Source organism: Bacillus sp. BK450, from assembly GCF_004364885.1.
In the GTDB taxonomy this organism is placed as follows: domain Bacteria; phylum Bacillota; class Bacilli; order Bacillales; family Bacillaceae; genus Bacillus; species Bacillus safensis.
Map to the genome: position 1 here is coordinate 818,059 of NZ_SOBQ01000001.1, position 16,720 is coordinate 834,778.

The window sequence follows — 16,720 nt, forward strand, 5'->3', positions numbered from 1 at the left end:
GCTTTTTAAGATGATTGCTGAATTTGACCTACTTCTTCAATAAATGCGGCTGTCTGCTGCAAGCCATCCTGAAAATGATGGGTAGCGGAAATAAACAGCTTCTCTTGATCGGGATGCTTCAAGAGCTTTTCCACCTTACTGATCCCTTTTTCAAAGGAAGCAAGTCCTGTCTTTAATTGTTGATCGGCCTTTTGATAAGCGGCTGGAACTTCTTGATGATCCAGCCCTTTTTGAATCACACGATCAAATGCTTTCGTCGCTTCTGTCAATTTTTTATTTGTTTGGATCTTTCCATGTCCATCTGAGATAAACTGATCTGTCATATTTTCATATGCTTTATTTAACTCATCCATATAAGACTGCACCCATTGTTCATAAGCAGCTTCTTTTGTGTCTTGCTTCGAAGGCGGCTGACCTGCTTGTTGACAGGCTGCTAGTAATGTCACTGTTAGGATAAATAGCAGCACCAAATGTGATTGTTTTTTCATACAGAGCCTCCATTTCTTCATCCCATTCGTTCATATCGGTCAAATATAAGCATCCTTTACCACATAAGATTTCTTTTATTGTAACAGACAAGCTCGTGTCACTTCTGTGATTTATGAGTAAATGGATGAAAATACGTCAAAGGATCCACATTTCCCTGTCATTTCCCAATACAACCAATAGACGACGAGACATACGTATTTGGTTTCAATGAGTTCATCTTTATGATGCAGCGGCATCTTTTTACATTGCATTCATGCTTGATAAGAGGTCCAGCGGCTGCTCTGCCGCTGGCTTTTGACTAATATCTGTTACGAAGCTCCCTTAATATAAAATCGTATACGAGATTGAGCTGCTGTTCCTTTGGATACAGCATAAATTCTTGTTTCTTCGGAAGACCGCCATCAAGACGATCTTGAAATTTCGTTCGGAGATATGCTGTCCGGTGCACCTGACTCTCAAATGATTTATATGAGACATCAAGTTTGACGGTTTGCTCATTTGTAAAGGTGACCACCGTGTCTCCGAGGGATGATTCTTGGAAGGTATGAATGTATTTGTGGGAGATCCAGCCGCACTGAGGACGGTTGGATGAATAAGTTGGGAAGAAATACAGATGATTGGATGAGTCAATCACAATTGGAGGTTTATGAGATATTCCTGTTACTTCGTATGTTCCCGCCTTTCTGCCTGCATAGCTTGAGCCGAAGAATCTGCAGCTGCGTTCAATAATTTGCAGGGGCTTTAATTCAACGTAAAAGCTTGTCTCTCTTTCTATGACTTTTGAATATACTCTTTTTCCTTCTTCAACTGGAAGGACCGCCATTGTTGTTTGATTAATGACGTATGAATCTAAAGGTGTTTCACTAATTCCTGACACTTCATTTCCTCCTGTGTTAATATTTGGTTATTTAAGATACTATTAATCTATCACCAACATATAAGAAACGACAGGATTTTTTCAAAATTTATTAAAAATCATCTTTTTATCATATTTTTTAGTCCATTCGATCTATCGAAAAGCCATTTTTAAAGATATATCACATCCTGTCGATTGGACAAGAGATGTCGATTCTGCTCAAAAATAAATTGTCTAAAAATTATAAATTCTTGTTGATTTTTTCTCCGCCAATCCATATACTATAAAAAAGGCATCGGGGGGATTCTTTATGAAAGAGAAAAAAACGTATGCTGAGCTCATGAAGTCCCGCAACACCCAAAAAACCGAAGAAAACGGCGTCACCATTTTAGACATCTATATTCAAATGGTTTTAGATGAGGCGCTTTATAAACAGCGCTTAACCTTCCTAAGAGAAGAGATTGATAAGGCACTGGATCAGCGTGATGAAAAGCGATTCAATGACTTGTCAGCTCAATATGCAGAACACTGCTTACATCAATCATGATGATTTTACTTGCGGCAAAGAGACAGCAACTCGTCTCTTTACCGCAAGTTTTTTGTTTATCCATTTAAAATGGTCCCGCCATTCACATGCAGCATTTGTCCATTCATATAAGATGAGTCTTCGCTCGCTAAAAATAAATAACTTGGCGCAAGCTCTACTGGCTCACCAGGACGTTCCATTGGGACATCTCCGCCAAATTCAGAGACTTCTTTTTCCGTAAAGGTTGAGGGAATCAGCGGTGTCCAAATAGGACCGGGAGCTACTCCATTCACTCTAATCCCTTGTTTAATGAGCGATAAGGATAATGATCTCGTAAAGGTTACGACCGCCCCTTTTGTGGATGAATAATCGATCAATGTTTCATGCCCTTTATAGGCGGTGACAGATGCTGTATTAATGATGCTGCTTCCTTTTTTTAAATGAGGAAGAACAGCCTTTGTTAAATAAAACATGGCAAAAATATTCGTTTGAAACGTCCGAAGAAGCTGATGCGAGGTAATTTGCTCAATGCTTTTTTGCGGATGCTGTTCCCCGGCGTTATTCACCAAAATATCAATGGAACCGAAGGCATCTTTTGTTTTTTTGACGACCTCATTTGAAAAAGCCTCATCCCCTAAATCACCTGCAATTAAGATGACACGGCCTCCCGCTTTCTCAATATAGTCCTTCGTCTCCTCAGCGTCACGATGTTCACTTAAGTAAACAATGGCGACATTGGCACCTTCTTTCGCAAATAAAACAGAAACTGCTCTTCCAATCCCGCTGTCTCCACCTGTCACAATGGCTGTTTTTCCTGCTAACTTTTTATCCTGCACCTCACGATCAAAGATAGGTCTAGGATTCATTTTATATTCAAGACCCGGACGTTCATTTTGGTGCTGAGGCGGCAATGTTTTCTTCGGCTGCTTTGTTGACACGTTAGTCCACTCCTTCCTTTTATCTTGTTTATTTTTATGTGCTGGCGGCTTTTTTATGTATGACGCCCCTGTTTCCTTTCAGATGTATGATTTTCAGCATTGTGGAAAAATTATACACAACAAGTTAATGGAGGCGACAACATGCAACAAGAACATAAAGGAATGGAACAGGCAAAATCGTTATGGCTGGCGGACAGTCAGAAATATTCTTTCCCTGCTGTCAGTGAAGATCTCACAGCAGATGTGATCATTGTCGGCGGCGGTATTACCGGCATCGCTGCGGCGTTTGAAATGACAGAGCGAGGACTAGATGTGATCATCATTGATGCCGAACAATTGCTGCAAGGCACGACCGGACACACAACGGCTAAAATCACCTCACAGCATGATGTATACTATTATGAGCTGATTCAACAAATTGGGATGCCAAAAGCACGTTTGTATGTAGAAGCAAATGAGAAAGCAAAAGACCTCATTCAAGCTCGTATTAAAGAGCACGACATCGATTGTCAGCTAGAGATAAAAGATGCTTACCTTTATACAAAGGAAGAAAGCGGTGTAAAAAAGTTAAAGAAGGAATTAGATGCCTACAAACAGCTTGGTATTGACCGGGAATGGAAAACAAAGCTTCCTTTTGACGCTGACATTAAAGCAGCCCTTGCGATGACCAATCAGGCACAGTTTCATCCCCTTCATTATCTCAATGCGCTAATCGACAAGCTCCTAGAGCGAGGTGTACGTATCTTTGAACAAACAACCGCTGTTGATGTAAAAGAAGGGAACCGGCCTGCTGTCGTCACAAAAAGCGGACATCATCTGACAGGGCGCTATGTCATTTCATGCTCACACTTTCCTTTTTATGATGGAAAAGGACTTTATTTCACCCGAATTCATCCAGAGCAATCCTATGTCGTAGCAGCTAGAACAACTAAACCACTCCCAGACGGAATGTACCTAGGAATTGACCAGCCTGCTCACTCTTTAAGAACGGCAGAATGGCACGGTGAAGAAGTAGTCCTCATCGGAGGAGAAGGCCATAAAACAGGACAAGGCGGAGATGAATCCGCTCACTATGAAGGACTAGAAACGTTTGGAGATGCCACCCTTGGAATAGAAGAAGTGCTGTATCGCTGGTCGACACACGATATGGTCACAATGGATCAAATCCCTTACATTGGCCGCCTGACCAAACACCACCAGAATATCTTTGTAGCAACCGGCTTTAGAAAATGGGGCATGACCACAAGCCACGTCGCAGCCACTCTTATCGGTGATTTAATTGAAGGAAAATCGAATCCATACGAATCAATCTTTACGCCATCAAGACCTGTTACTGACTCTTTCGTCAAAGATTTCGTTAAAGAAAATGCCAATGTCGCTGCCAAGCTGATCAGTGGTAAATTCAAACGAACTGATCAAACAATCGATGATTTAAAACCAGGCGAGGGCGGCATTATCTCGTATGAACATAAAAAGTGCGGCGCCTATAAATCGGAGGATGGGAATGTCTTTCTAGTCGATACAACGTGTACTCACCTAGGCTGTGAAGTGGCTTGGAATAATAGTGACCGCACTTGGGATTGCCCGTGTCACGGTTCACGTTTTTCCATTACTGGAGAAGTAGTAGAAGGCCCTGCTAAAAAACCACTAAAAAGGTCATATAAAGAACAGTAAAATTTCACTCGTCCCCCCTTTAAAAAATCCAATATTATCCGATAAAAAACATAAAGTCTGATATTTGTGATGATTATAGGGGGACAAAAACATTGTTATTTAAAAAAGAGAAAAAACCAAAAAATACTGCTTTTTTTACACAGCAGGATGATGGAATAAAACGAATCAACTTTTCAACCAATACAGACATCGCCAAACAAATCAAAATGATTGACCTGACGCAGCATGACCTATTGATATTAAAGCAGCTCAATCCGATTGTTCAGGATGACATCGCGCATATTGTTGATAAGTTTTATAAAAATTTAGAAGTCGAGTCTTCCTTGATGCATATCATTCAAGACAATAGTTCTGTCGATCGTTTGAAAAAAACACTCCGCATTCATATTAGCGAAATGTTTGCAGGTGTGATTGACGAAGCCTATGTGGCAAAACGCATTAAAATCGCGCAAGTTCATTTACGGATTGGGCTCCAGCCTAAATGGTACATGGCAGCATTCCAAGACCTTCTGCTATCCATTATGGATTTATTCGCTAACCATATCCAAGATTTCAAAGAATATCAGACAGCGGTCAAAGCGACGACGAAAATTTTAAATTTAGAGCAGCAGTTAGTCCTAGATACATTCCAAAATGAATATTCTAAAATTCGTGATGAAGCAGAAGAGCAGCAGCAGGAGCTTCATACAAAAATCACAGAGACTTCAAATTCGCTTGCTTCGCTCTTCTCAAACACAACAAGTGCAGTCGACAAGCTTGTCTCAAAATCGGATGAGATGGCGGACATGTCACAAGCTGGAACACAAATTTCAGCACAGGTCGAAGAAAAATCAATCGGCGGTAAAAAAGAATTAGAAATTCAGCAAACACAAATGAACCAAATTGATGGCAGCATGACAAAGATTGAAACAGAAATTAAACGCCTTGAAGAAATCGCCAAACAAATTGAACAAATCTTTGGGATTGTCACAGGCATTGCAGAGCAGACGAACTTGTTATCTTTAAATGCTTCAATCGAATCTGCACGAGCAGGTGAACATGGAAAAGGCTTTGCTGTCGTTGCAAACGAGGTACGCAAATTATCAGAGGACACCAAGAAAACGGTTTCAACTGTATCTGAACTTGTCAACAATACGAATTCACAAATCGCCATTGTTTCTCAGCACATTGCAGACGTGAATTTACTTGTGACAGACAGTAAAGAAAAAATGACACAAATCAATTCACTCTTTGATGATATCGTCAGCAGCATGAACTTAAGCAAAAACCAAAACGGAAAAATTGAAATTGACCTTCAGACCTTCCTTAACGAATTGAAGGAAGTCAAACAAACGGTATCTCAAGTCGCAAGCTCCGTCGAATCCTTAACAAGCCTGACAAATCGCTAATACAGTCTTTTTTCTTCTGCTTTAGTATAATAGAAGAAAAGATAGAAAAGGCGGGATTTGATTGACAACAATTTGCCTAGTCAGACACGGGGAAACAGATTGGAATGCAGCGAAACGAATTCAAGGACGAACAGATATCCCTTTAAACGACACAGGTAAATGGCAGGCTGAACAAACTGGACTTTACTTAAAGGATGTCCATTGGGATGTTGTCATTTCCAGTCCACTAACAAGGGCAAAAGAAACGGCACACTTGATTTTAAATCATGTCCATGCCCCACTTGTCATCATGGATGATTTTATAGAACGAGATTATGGTGACGCTGAAGGCATGTCGTTTGAGGAGCGTCAAAAGCTGTTTCCAGATAAACAATATCCAAATATGGAACCAATTGAGACGATTCAAAACCGAATGCTAGAAGGTATTGAGAAAGTCAGAGCCGCCTATCCAGATCAACATGTCCTGATCGTGGCTCACGGCGCTGCTATCCATGCTTTACTCACCACTTTGGCTGATGAACATATGGGTCTACAGAACACGAGACTTGTTAATGCTTGCTTAAATTATGTGGAATGGTCAGATGGTAAATGGAAGGTCCGTGATTACAACGTGGTCAGCCATTTAACTCAATCCGCCCCTTCTTAAAGAGCCTGTTATCTTAGCAGGTTCTTTTTTATGGCAAAAACAATGATAAAATAATATTTTTTTATATCGAAATTCGAAATAGATGCTAGACGATTCTACCTATTTTATGGCTTTTCGGGTATCGAATATTTAACCGGAAATGGATCATGAGAAAAAAAGCACACTCCCTTTTTAATAGATCATCGCTGAAATGATAGAATAAACATATTTTACCACCAGTTCCAAGTGACTTAATTCCCCAATTTTCGCTAGGACTTTCACAAAAATTCGGGTCTACTCTTATTTGCCTACTTCCCTTAAACTGAATATACAGAATAATCAAACGGATCATTCTTATAGACTACGGATGATTATTCTGAAATAAGAAAAAGGGATGTGGAATGTGCGTGAAAAAGAAAAATGTGATGACAAGTGTTTTATTGGCTGTCCCTCTTCTGTTTTCAGCAGGGTTTGGAGGCTCCATGGCAAATGCCGAGACGGTCTCCAAAACAGATAGTGAAAAAAGCTATATTGTTGGTTTTAAAGCCTCTGCCACCACAAACAGCTCTAAGAAACAAGCTGTCATTCAAAATGGTGGAAAACTAGAAAAACAATACCGCCTCATTAATGCTGCACAAGTGAAAATGTCCGAACAAGCCGCCAAAAAACTTGAACATGACCCTAGCATTGCTTACGTAGAAGAAGACCATAAAGCAGAAGCATATGCACAAACCGTCCCTTATGGAATCCCTCAAATCAAAGCTCCAGCTGTACACGCTCAAGGTTATAAAGGTGCTAATGTCAAAGTAGCTGTCCTTGATACTGGAATCCACGCTGCACACCCTGACTTAAATGTTGCAGGCGGTGCGAGCTTCGTCCCTTCAGAGCCAAATGCCACCCAAGACTTTCAATCACATGGAACTCACGTAGCTGGAACCATTGCTGCCCTTGATAACACAATTGGTGTTCTTGGGGTCGCTCCAAGCGCTTCCCTATATGCTGTGAAAGTATTAGACCGCAATGGCGACGGACAATACAGCTGGATTATTAGCGGTATTGAATGGGCTGTAGCCAATAACATGGATGTCATCAATATGAGTTTAGGCGGAGCAAGCGGTTCAACAGCACTTAAAAATGCCGTTGATACAGCAAACAACCGCGGAGTCGTTGTTGTTGCCGCCGCAGGTAATTCAGGCTCTAGTGGCTCTAGAAGTACAGTTGGCTATCCAGCCAAATACGAGTCTACAATTGCTGTTGCCAATGTAAACAGTAACAATGTCAGAAACTCATCTTCTAGCGCAGGTCCTGAATTAGATGTTTCTGCACCTGGTACTTCTATTTTAAGTACAGTGCCAAGCAGTGGATACACTTCTTATACTGGAACATCTATGGCGTCTCCTCATGTAGCAGGAGCAGCAGCGCTTATTCTTTCTAAAAACCCGAACCTAACAAATTCACAGGTTCGCCAGCGCTTAGAAAATACAGCGACACCGCTTGGTGACTCATTCTATTATGGAAAAGGGTTAATCAACGTTCAAGCTGCTTCTAACTAATCAAGTGTGATAATAAAATCCGGCTGATCCAGCCGGATTCAGCGCGTAGACAAACCCTCGCATTCGGTGTCAGTCCTGCGTGCCGGTGCTCACGAATGCTCAATTCGCTCCGCTCCGGTACTCGTCCTTCCTAGACTTCAAAGGTTTTCTTTCACGCTGAAAAGAAGACAAAGAGCTAAAATAAAAATCATTTTAGCTCTTTGTCAACAATCTAAATCCGGCTGATCCAGCCGGATTTTATTTATTACTGCTTTTTCGGCGTTTTCTCTTTTTCCGCCGCTTTTTCCATATCCATGATTCTCTCCATCATGGTTGGGTGTCCATAGCGGAAGATCTTCACTAAAAACGGTGGATTTACCTGGGACAGCCCTGATTTTGCAAGCTTTTGAAAAGACGTTACGCCTGCCTCCCCGTCTTTTGTCATGTTCACCGCATATTCGTCGGCTGCCCGTTCTTGATGCCTTGACACTGCATTTGTAAAAGGTGAAGCTGCAAAAGACAGCATCGATACGATGATTAAAAGAAGCGGAAGAGCAGCAATGTCGTGTGACACCTTGAGACGAAATGTGGCTGCTCCTTTTTGATAAAGATAAAAATAAAGACGGTCGATCGCAAATAATCCGGCCAATGACAGCACTAAATATCCTGCTAATCCAATATAGACATGTTTCATGACGTAATGTCCCATTTCATGCGCCATGATAAATAAAATTTCTTGGTCTTTCAGCTTTTGCAGTGTTGTATCCCATAAGACAATACGCTTATTTTCACCAATTCCTGTGACATAAGCGTTCATCGTATTCGTTTTCTCAGACATATTGACCTCATATACATGATCTGCCGGAATATGCGCTTTGTCTGCCAGCGTTAATATTTTCTTCTCTAGAGCTTGATCCTTTAGTGGATAAAAATTGTTATATAACGGATCAATGACGACCGGTTGTATAAAGAAGAGAAACAGCGTAACTGGGACTGTCAAACACCACGCATACAGCCACCAGCGTTTTCTTCTCTTTTGTATCAGCCAAAAGAACACAATAGCACAAAGGGAAAGAAGCGGATATTGAATCCAAAAATCCAGTGTTTGATCTTTCAACCAGCTTGCCGTACTTTGTGCAGATACTCCGTAGTGCAAAGAAAGCTGATAGCCAATCCACTTAATTGGCAATGAAATGATCATTGTTAGAAGTGACAGCACAAACACATACACAAGTTTGCTTAAAAACTTGAAACGAGCTGCTGCCAAGCTCCAGTCTGCTATTTTCCGTGAATACCCTGAAATGAGCAAAAGGAAAAAGACATACCAATCTAATGGGATGGTGATGAAATACAGCAGATTCCGTATATTCGAGAAATTCTCGCTGATCACAAGCTCATGACTTGTCATAAAGGTATGCGGATCTGCACTTGTCCCTTTTACACTTTCAGGTACCGATGAATCTCCCATTAGAAACAGATACGAATAAATAAAAAGACCGTACAATATGTATGCTACTGTTGCAAGAGCCATCCATTTACGTACTCGCACAGGTCAGCCTCCTTTCCATCCCTCTCTCTATTCTAGTCACGCATTTTTTCGTTTAGAACCTGTCTCATGTGGCTCCATCATAGCATGCCCCATCAGAAAAAGCTTTCGCGAAAAAAATGATTATGCGACTCAAAAATCGGAGAAGCTACATGTAAAACAGTAAGTTGGAGGATCAAAATGAAGAAAATCCTTGCAGGAGTTGTGATTTTTGGACTTTTATTAATCACCTTCTTTTATGTGTTCAGCCGGACGAGCGAAATCTTTGATGAGAATCGAGCTGAAAAATTGCTGCTCTCACCTGCGAATGAATCCATCTCTTATGAAATAGATGATAAGGACACAGTAGAAGATTTAATTGAAGAATTAAATAAAGGCAAACAAACAAGCAATCATCTCAAGAAAAATTTAAAAAAGCCCGATTATATCGCCAAGGTGATGTTCGGACGAACAAACGGCACCACCTTCCAGCTTTGGACCAACCGATCACAGGTCGTTTTTTTAGTTGATGGAACGTTTTATGAACTGAATCAAAAACAGTCGAATTCTTTTCAGAGACAGTTAAAAGAAGCCATTCAAAAGAGCTAAAATGATCTTTGAAAGAAAACTTTGAATTGCGAGGATTTGTCTACATGCTAAGGGAGTCTCCTCATCAGAGACTCCTTTTTTTTATTTACTTTCTTCTGCTTGATACTTTTCTCTTAGCGCTCTTCTTAAAATTTTACCTGTTGTGTTTTTAGGAATATCATCTATGAAATGGATCGTTTGGGGCTGCTTATATTTTGCTAAATAGCGTGAACAATGTGTGATGATGTCTTTTTGATTGATGTGAGCATGTTTCTTAGGGGAAATGTAACAGACGACTGCCTCTCCCGTGTTCGGATCTGGCACACCGATGACAACGGCTTCTGCTACAGCTTCATGTTGATAGAGTACTTCTTCTACTTCTCTTGGATAAACATTATAACCGCCAACAAGAATCATATCCTTTTTCCGATCGACAATATAAATATATCCTTCTTCATCTCTTCTCGCCAAATCGCCAGTATACAGCCAGCCGTCTCTTAGTGCAGCTTCTGTATCTTCTGGCATTTGATAATAGCCTTTCATGATGTTTGGCCCTTTTGCTATCAGTTCTCCGACTTCATTTGGACCGACTTCTTCTCCTAGTTCATTCACAATTTTATTCTTCACATTCATAATGTCAGTCCCGACAGAACCTGGTTTTCTTTTTCCATCAAGAGGATTGAATGCAGTCACTGGAGATGCCTCTGATAGCCCATAGCCCTCAAGGACCGTAACACCGAATTTTTTCTCAAAGCCATGGAGTAAGGCAACAGGCATTGAGGCACCACCTGATATACAGATCCTCACGGATGACATCGCTTCCTCATGCCCCTCCTGGCGGTACAAATAGTTATACATGGTGGGCACTCCAACAAATAGCGTTGGCTTCTCTTTTTCCATCATGCGCAAAAGCTCTGACGGGCTGAAATGCGGCAAGACATAAATCGTCGCACCATGAATCAACGGCGCATTCATACAGACTGTTAAACAAAATACATGGAACATTGGCAAAGCGGCAATAACCTTGTCCTCTTTATCAATCGATAAATACTCAGCGACATCTCTGGCATTTGAATAAAGGTTGAAATGAGTCAGCATGGCACCTTTTGGTTTTCCTGTCGTGCCAGATGTAAATAAAATAACAGCAGTATCATCTGGCTGAATGGAAGGATGTACGTTTTCATTCGCAGCACCTGACACAAGTTTTCCAAAGAAAACAAGTCGATCAGATACTTCCTTGAAGCTTGATCTGCACGCCGATTCATTTTCTGCACAAATAATGACTCTTTCAATGGACGGAAGCTGCTCATACACCTGCTCGTAAACTGGCAGAAGCTGTTCAGGCGCCACAATACCTTTCACATCGCCTGTGATGAGCATATATCCAATTTCACTAGGTGTATACGTTGGGTTAATAGGTACAACGACAAGCCCTGCCTTTAATGCGCCAAAAAAAGAAATGACAAAATGCGGTGAATTTCCTAAAATAAGCGCGATATGATCCCCGGCTTGAAACCCTTCGTTGACTAATCCATCTGCAAAACGCTCGATACTTGTCATCAGCTCTCGATAGGTCCACTTCTTTCCTTCAAAGATCAGTGCGATATTTTCTCCCTTCGTCATCGCCGTCTGCTGAAGATTTTTGATCAAATCCATTCTCCCACCCCTTACATGTCATCAATGAATGAATGACCATTCATTTTATGGCCGAACATTCCTCCTTTCTATTATAATAGACAATCGAAAAAATCCACAAGATCAAATGTAAATCGCTTTCATTTCCTTCAATCAAAAAAGCACTGCTATCTCTAGCCGTGCTTTCTCGAATTAATAAATCAAATCAAGAAAATCCTCTTTTGATACGTTGCCGAAATAGTGGCGCATATCCATATCTTCTAAGACATCACTGATCGTTTTACGATCATATTGCTGTCCGATGAGCCGCTTCTCAATATCGGCAATATCCCCTACGCCAAAGAAATCACCAAAGATTTTGCAATCCTGGATCATCCCTTTTTTCACTTCTAATCGCAAATCAATGGAGCCTGCAGGGAATCTCTTAGAATGCTGCAAATTAAATTTCGGTGAACGGCCGTAGTTCCATTCCCATTTTTGATAACGATCTCGAGAAATTTCGTGAATCTTTTCCCAATCCTTTTCAGTCAGGCGATATTGAGGAACGTCCCCATTTGTATCAAAAATGTAGCTTAAAAGAATTTTTCTAAATTCTTCTGTTGTCATTTTTTGATCCATCAGTTCACTGATATTGGCAACCCTGCTTCTAATCGATTTGATGCCTTTTGATTCAATTTTTTCTTTTTTCACATTTAAAGCCGAAACGACATGTTCAATTTCTGAATCAAATAGCAGTGTGCCATGGCTGAAAATACGTCCTCTTGTTGCGAACTGGGCATTTCCAGAAATTTTACGTCCATCTGCCATGATGTCATTTCTGCCGCTCAATTCAGCTTTAACGCCCAGCTTTTCAAGCGCTTTGATGACTGGCTCTGTGAACTTTTTAAAGTTATGGAAGCTGTCTCCATCATCTTTTGTGATAAAGCTGAAGTTTAAGTTCCCTTTGTCATGGTAAACTGCACCACCGCCGGATAAGCGGCGCACGACTTTGATTCCGTTGTCTTCCACATACTTTGTGTTGATTTCTTCTATTGTATTTTGGTTCTTTCCAATAATGATCGACGGCTGATTAATGTAAAACAGCAAATAGGTTTCTTCTGGATCTAAATATTTTAAGCAATATTCTTCAATTGCCAAATTAATCATTGGATCATAATGTTGTTCGTTATCGATAAACAGCATCTCTATCTTCCTTCCTTGTTCCATCTAAGCCCTGAATGGGCAAGCTGTATACTGCCAGTATATAACGCCTGTGCTTCATTGACTAGGTCTTTATGACGACCAAAATGGGGCAGATGAGTGATGATGAGTTCCCCAACATTTGCTTCCTTTGCAATCTTCCCTACTTCCGTACTGTTCATATGTCCAGCACCTGATCCATCTTGTCCAGCGTAAAAATTGCTTTCGGCAATGAGCAGATCTGCCCCCTTGCTAAATGGAATAAATGCCTCCTGATAGCTTGAGTCTGCTGTATACACGACCACAGCATCTTCTGCCTGAATTCTCATCGCATAGCATTCTGCTGGATGAACCGTTTTCAAAAAATCAATTTGAAAGGGTCCGAGTTGAATCCCTTTTTCCGGCTGATAAGGCTTTGCCTTTGTATGTACATCATCAGAAAGCCGTCCAAATGCTTCTTGATCACCAGTATGTCCATAGATCGGAAGCGGGCCGCTGCTTTTTCCTAAATGATATCCCACTAGCTTCGCATATTGGAGTGGTCCGATATCTGCAATATGATCGTGGTGATAATGAGAAAGGAGAACAGCATCTAGTTCTTCTATATCAATGTATTGCTGAAGCTTTGAAAGAACACCGCTTCCGCAGTCTACAAGAAGACGAAAGCCATTTGATTCAAAAAGGTAGCCTGATGTCGCTTCACCAGCTGCCGGAAACCCTCCATAGCATCCAATTACGGTTAATTTCATCGTCATTTTTCCCTCCTTTTCTAAAAATCCCCTTCTTACAATATACCCATTTTTCATGAAAAAAGCATTCTTCCTGCCTATTGTTACAAAACAGATTGACAATTATTAATCTGTTATAATACAATAATAGCAACAAAACGTATAGGAGGATGACAAATGCTAGGAAAAATCACAGAGTTTTTTAGAAATTTGCCCTCAAAAAAATGCACAAAATGTGGAAATGATTTAATGGAACAGCACGAGTGTTATGGTAATGAATGTGAGGAATGCTCACAAGTAAGTTATCTTAAATAAGGAAATAAATTGAATAAAAAAGCACTTTTTTCCTCCTTCGTCAGTTGGAGTCAAAAGTGCTTTTTATTTTTTCTGAAAAATAGGTAAAAAGGTAAAACCCCTGTCACAAAAGGGTTTTTTAGTATTTTCATATGATGAGTTTTAGTTCTGAAGACACTTTTTATTGACTCGAAGCAATGAAGGGGGTTCTAAATGTCTATTTTTTCTAACAATTTTGTATTTTCTTAATATAATTTTATCGTGGACGAACCTCTTTAATTTTAGTTATACTTTAATTCATATATTAAAACTTAATATGATGGGAATATTCCTTTAATGAATATGTTAGGGAGGAAATCTATGAAAAAATTAAAATTTGGATTGGCTACTCAAATCCTAATCGGTCTTATTCTCGGTGTCGTTGTTGGGGCAATCTTTTTCGGTAACCCAGGTGTCGAGACATACTTAAAACCAATTGGAGACTTCTTCTTAAGACTCATCAAGATGATTGTCATACCAATTGTCGTATCCAGCTTAATTTTAGGTGTTGCAGGTGCGGGTGATGGTAAAAAAGTAGGGAAACTAGGTTTTAGAACCATTCTTTATTTTGAAATTATCACAACATTTGCGATTGTCCTTGGTCTTGTCCTTGCAAACTTTGTACAACCTGGTGCAGGCGTTGACTTTGGACATGCAGAAAAACAAGATATTAGCCAGTATGTTGAAACGGAAAAAGAGCAAAGCAGCAAATCAGTTGCTGATACGTTCCTTCATATCGTTCCAACGAACTTCTTCCAATCATTGGCGGAAGGTGATTTGCTTGCGATTATTTTCTTCACTGTGCTATTTGCACTTGGCGTTTCAGCGATTGGGGAACGCGGTAAACCAGTGCTCGCCTTCTTCGAAGGTGTATCACATGCCATGTTCCATGTCGTCAATGTTGTGATGAAAGCTGCACCATTTGGTGTATTTGCACTCATTGGTGTGACCGTATCAAAATTTGGTCTTGAATCTCTTATTTCATTAGGTAAGCTTGTAGGTCTTGTTTATTTTGCGCTCGCTCTCTTCCTTATCGTTGTATTCGGAATTATCGGAAAGATGATTGGCGTCAATATTTTCAGATTTCTTGCTTACATGAAAGACGAAATGCTTCTTGCCTTTAGTACATCCAGCTCTGAAACAGTTTTACCAAGAGTCATGGATAAAATGGAGCGCATCGGATGTCCAAAAGGAATTGTTTCGTTCGTTATCCCAATCGGTTATACATTTAATCTGGACGGCTCCGTCTTGTATCAAGCCATTGCTGCGCTTTTCCTTGCACAGGTATATGGCATTGACCTTACGATCGTCCAGCAGCTTACACTAGTTCTTGTGCTGATGGTTACATCTAAAGGAATGGCTGCCGTTCCTGGTACTTCATTTGTTGTATTACTCGCGACATTAGGAACGATCGGTGTACCTGCTGAAGGTCTTGCATTTATTGCAGGTGTGGACCGTATCATGGATATGGCGCGGACAGTTGTAAACTTAACAGGAAATGCACTTGCAGCTGTTGTCATGTCTAAATGGGAAGGGCAGTATGACCCTGAAAAAGGACATCGTGTGATGACTGGACAAGAGGCACCTGAGCCAACACAGCTTTCAAGCTAATCAAAAAGAACCCCATCTATCAGGGGTTCTTTTTTTATGCTGTGATTAATGGTGATTGAATATAGTAGTAAAGGAGATCCGCTGTATGGATAAGTGAATCTTCATGTGTTCTTTCAAAAGCATGCGAGGAGTCTATACCAGGACCAATCAGTCCATGAATGATATCATGCCCTGCTCTAATGGCTGCTGATGCATCAGAGCCATAATAAGGGTAAATATCAAGGCGGTAATCAATGTTGTTCTCTTCTGCTAATGCAGCTAAATGCTTGCGTAATCCATAGTGATAAGGGCCGCTCGAATCCTTTACACAAATCGATACACTATATTCATCTGTTGATTGACCGTCACCGATCGCACCCATATCTACAGCTAGATATTCCACTGTTTCTTCTGGAATATTCGAGTTGCCGCCGTAGCCAATCTCTTCATTATTAGAAATTAAGAAATGCGTCGTATGCGGCAATGTGATCTTTTCCTTTTGAATCCGGTGGATGAGACGCAAAAGCAGCGCAACACTTGCCTTATCATCAAGATGTCTTGATTTAATAAACCCTGAAGACGTCACTTCCACTCTCGGATCAAATGAAATAAAGTCCCCTACTTGAATGCCAAGTGCTTTGATATCGTCTGCATTTTTCACCTTTTCATCGAGACGAATCTCCATATTTTCTTGATTTCGTTTCGCTTTTCCAGCATCCGCATAGACGTGTACGGATGTTTGATGCATAAGAATGGTCCCTGTGTATGTATGGCCTGATGCTGTTTCAATTTCACAATATTCGCCTTCAATTGAGTTATATTGAAAGCCTCCAATGAGTGCAAGACGAAGCCGTCCATTTGATTTAATTTCCTTAACCATCGCACCGAGCGTATCAACATGCGCTGTCAGCATGCGGTGTTCTTTGTCATTTGTCCCTTTGATGGTGGCAATTAATCCGCCTTTTCGATTTCGTTTTGTCTCAATATTTAAATCTTGTAAAAAACGTTCAACAAAGCCGATCACTTTTTCTGTATTGCCTGATGGACTTGGGATTGATACGAGCTTTTGAATCAGCTGAACGGTTTCGTTTACTTCAGTTGTCATTCGGCATTT

General features: G+C 40.6%; 16 protein-coding genes and 1 pseudogene. 9 read left to right on the forward strand and 8 right to left on the reverse strand.

What is annotated here, in order from left to right; all coding sequences use genetic code 11:
• Positions 1-5: 5 nt before the first annotated feature.
• Together EV579_RS04275 and EV579_RS04280 are read right to left on the reverse strand one after the other, a co-directional pair.
• Positions 6-488 carry a hypothetical protein gene (locus EV579_RS04275; RefSeq protein WP_103132118.1) on the reverse strand — a complete coding sequence of 161 codons (483 nt, stop codon included), beginning with the start codon at positions 486-488 and terminating at the stop codon, positions 6-8.
• Positions 489-787: 299 nt separating this feature from the next.
• Complete coding sequence (locus tag EV579_RS04280) at positions 788-1,366, reverse strand: competence protein ComK (protein WP_024425481.1); 579 nt, start codon at positions 1,364-1,366, stop codon at positions 788-790.
• A 289-nt stretch (positions 1,367-1,655) separates the two neighbouring features.
• Between EV579_RS04280 and EV579_RS04285 the strand changes: the two genes are divergently transcribed.
• A complete protein-coding gene (locus tag EV579_RS04285; protein ID WP_008348804.1) occupies positions 1,656-1,892 on the forward strand; it encodes an IDEAL domain-containing protein in 237 nt (78 codons plus the stop codon).
• A 56-nt stretch (positions 1,893-1,948) separates the two neighbouring features.
• Here the strand turns inward: EV579_RS04285 and EV579_RS04290 are convergent, their stop codons facing one another.
• Positions 1,949-2,809 carry an SDR family oxidoreductase gene (locus EV579_RS04290; protein ID WP_133744021.1) on the reverse strand — a complete coding sequence of 287 codons (861 nt, stop codon included), beginning with the start codon at positions 2,807-2,809 and terminating at the stop codon, positions 1,949-1,951.
• Positions 2,810-2,950: 141 nt separating this feature from the next.
• On the opposite strand from EV579_RS04290, the gene EV579_RS04295 reads away from it, so the two are divergent.
• The 5 genes and pseudogenes from EV579_RS04295 to EV579_RS04310 all read left to right on the forward strand — a co-directional run bounded on the left by EV579_RS04295 (position 2,951) and on the right by EV579_RS04310 (position 8,049).
• Positions 2,951-4,483 carry an FAD-dependent oxidoreductase gene (locus EV579_RS04295; protein ID WP_133744022.1) on the forward strand — a complete coding sequence of 511 codons (1,533 nt, stop codon included), beginning with the start codon at positions 2,951-2,953 and terminating at the stop codon, positions 4,481-4,483.
• A 92-nt stretch (positions 4,484-4,575) separates the two neighbouring features.
• A pseudogene (locus tag EV579_RS19365) lies at positions 4,576-5,115 on the forward strand (protoglobin family protein); the annotation flags it as partial.
• Between the two features lie 240 nt (positions 5,116-5,355).
• Positions 5,356-5,871 carry a methyl-accepting chemotaxis protein gene (locus EV579_RS19370; RefSeq protein WP_394336034.1) on the forward strand — a complete coding sequence of 172 codons (516 nt, stop codon included), beginning with the start codon at positions 5,356-5,358 and terminating at the stop codon, positions 5,869-5,871.
• A gap of 61 nt (positions 5,872-5,932) precedes the next feature.
• On the forward strand, positions 5,933-6,517 hold the full coding sequence (locus EV579_RS04305) for a histidine phosphatase family protein (RefSeq protein WP_024426547.1): 585 nt from the start codon (positions 5,933-5,935) through the stop codon (positions 6,515-6,517).
• Positions 6,518-6,903: 386 nt separating this feature from the next.
• Positions 6,904-8,049 carry a serine alkaline protease SapB gene (locus EV579_RS04310; RefSeq protein ID WP_044335827.1) on the forward strand — a complete coding sequence of 382 codons (1,146 nt, stop codon included), beginning with the start codon at positions 6,904-6,906 and terminating at the stop codon, positions 8,047-8,049.
• A 244-nt stretch (positions 8,050-8,293) separates the two neighbouring features.
• Here the strand turns inward: EV579_RS04310 and EV579_RS04315 are convergent, their stop codons facing one another.
• Entirely contained in the window at positions 8,294-9,577 is a 1,284-nt protein-coding gene (locus EV579_RS04315; protein ID WP_073204584.1) for a M48 family metallopeptidase, read from the reverse strand.
• A gap of 177 nt (positions 9,578-9,754) precedes the next feature.
• On the opposite strand from EV579_RS04315, the gene EV579_RS04320 reads away from it, so the two are divergent.
• Entirely contained in the window at positions 9,755-10,162 is a 408-nt protein-coding gene (locus EV579_RS04320; RefSeq protein WP_024426550.1) for a YhfM domain-containing protein, read from the forward strand.
• Between the two features lie 81 nt (positions 10,163-10,243).
• Here EV579_RS04320 and EV579_RS04325 read toward each other — a convergent pair whose 3' ends face one another.
• The 3 genes from EV579_RS04325 to EV579_RS04335 all read right to left on the reverse strand — a co-directional run bounded on the left by EV579_RS04325 (position 10,244) and on the right by EV579_RS04335 (position 13,704).
• On the reverse strand, positions 10,244-11,797 hold the full coding sequence (locus EV579_RS04325) for a fatty acid--CoA ligase family protein (RefSeq protein WP_073204581.1): 1,554 nt from the start codon (positions 11,795-11,797) through the stop codon (positions 10,244-10,246).
• 171 nt (positions 11,798-11,968) lie between these two features.
• Entirely contained in the window at positions 11,969-12,958 is a 990-nt protein-coding gene (lplA, locus tag EV579_RS04330; protein ID WP_024425472.1) for a lipoate--protein ligase, read from the reverse strand.
• 2 nt (positions 12,959-12,960) lie between these two features.
• Positions 12,961-13,704, reverse strand: coding sequence for an MBL fold metallo-hydrolase (locus EV579_RS04335; protein ID WP_208300728.1), 744 nt, complete (start codon positions 13,702-13,704; stop codon positions 12,961-12,963).
• 156 nt (positions 13,705-13,860) lie between these two features.
• Between EV579_RS04335 and yhfH the strand changes: the two genes are divergently transcribed.
• The gene (gene yhfH / locus EV579_RS04340) at positions 13,861-13,998 is read left to right on the forward strand and encodes a protein YhfH (protein WP_008359029.1); all 138 of its coding nucleotides are present in this window, start codon (positions 13,861-13,863) and stop codon (positions 13,996-13,998) included.
• Positions 13,999-14,337: 339 nt separating this feature from the next.
• Positions 14,338-15,627 (forward strand): cation:dicarboxylate symporter family transporter, encoded by a 1,290-nt coding sequence (locus EV579_RS04345; RefSeq protein ID WP_024425470.1) that lies wholly within the window; start codon positions 14,338-14,340, stop codon positions 15,625-15,627.
• A 34-nt stretch (positions 15,628-15,661) separates the two neighbouring features.
• Here EV579_RS04345 and EV579_RS04350 read toward each other — a convergent pair whose 3' ends face one another.
• Positions 15,662-16,711 carry a M42 family metallopeptidase gene (locus EV579_RS04350; RefSeq protein ID WP_024425469.1) on the reverse strand — a complete coding sequence of 350 codons (1,050 nt, stop codon included), beginning with the start codon at positions 16,709-16,711 and terminating at the stop codon, positions 15,662-15,664.
• Positions 16,712-16,720 lie beyond the last annotated feature (9 nt).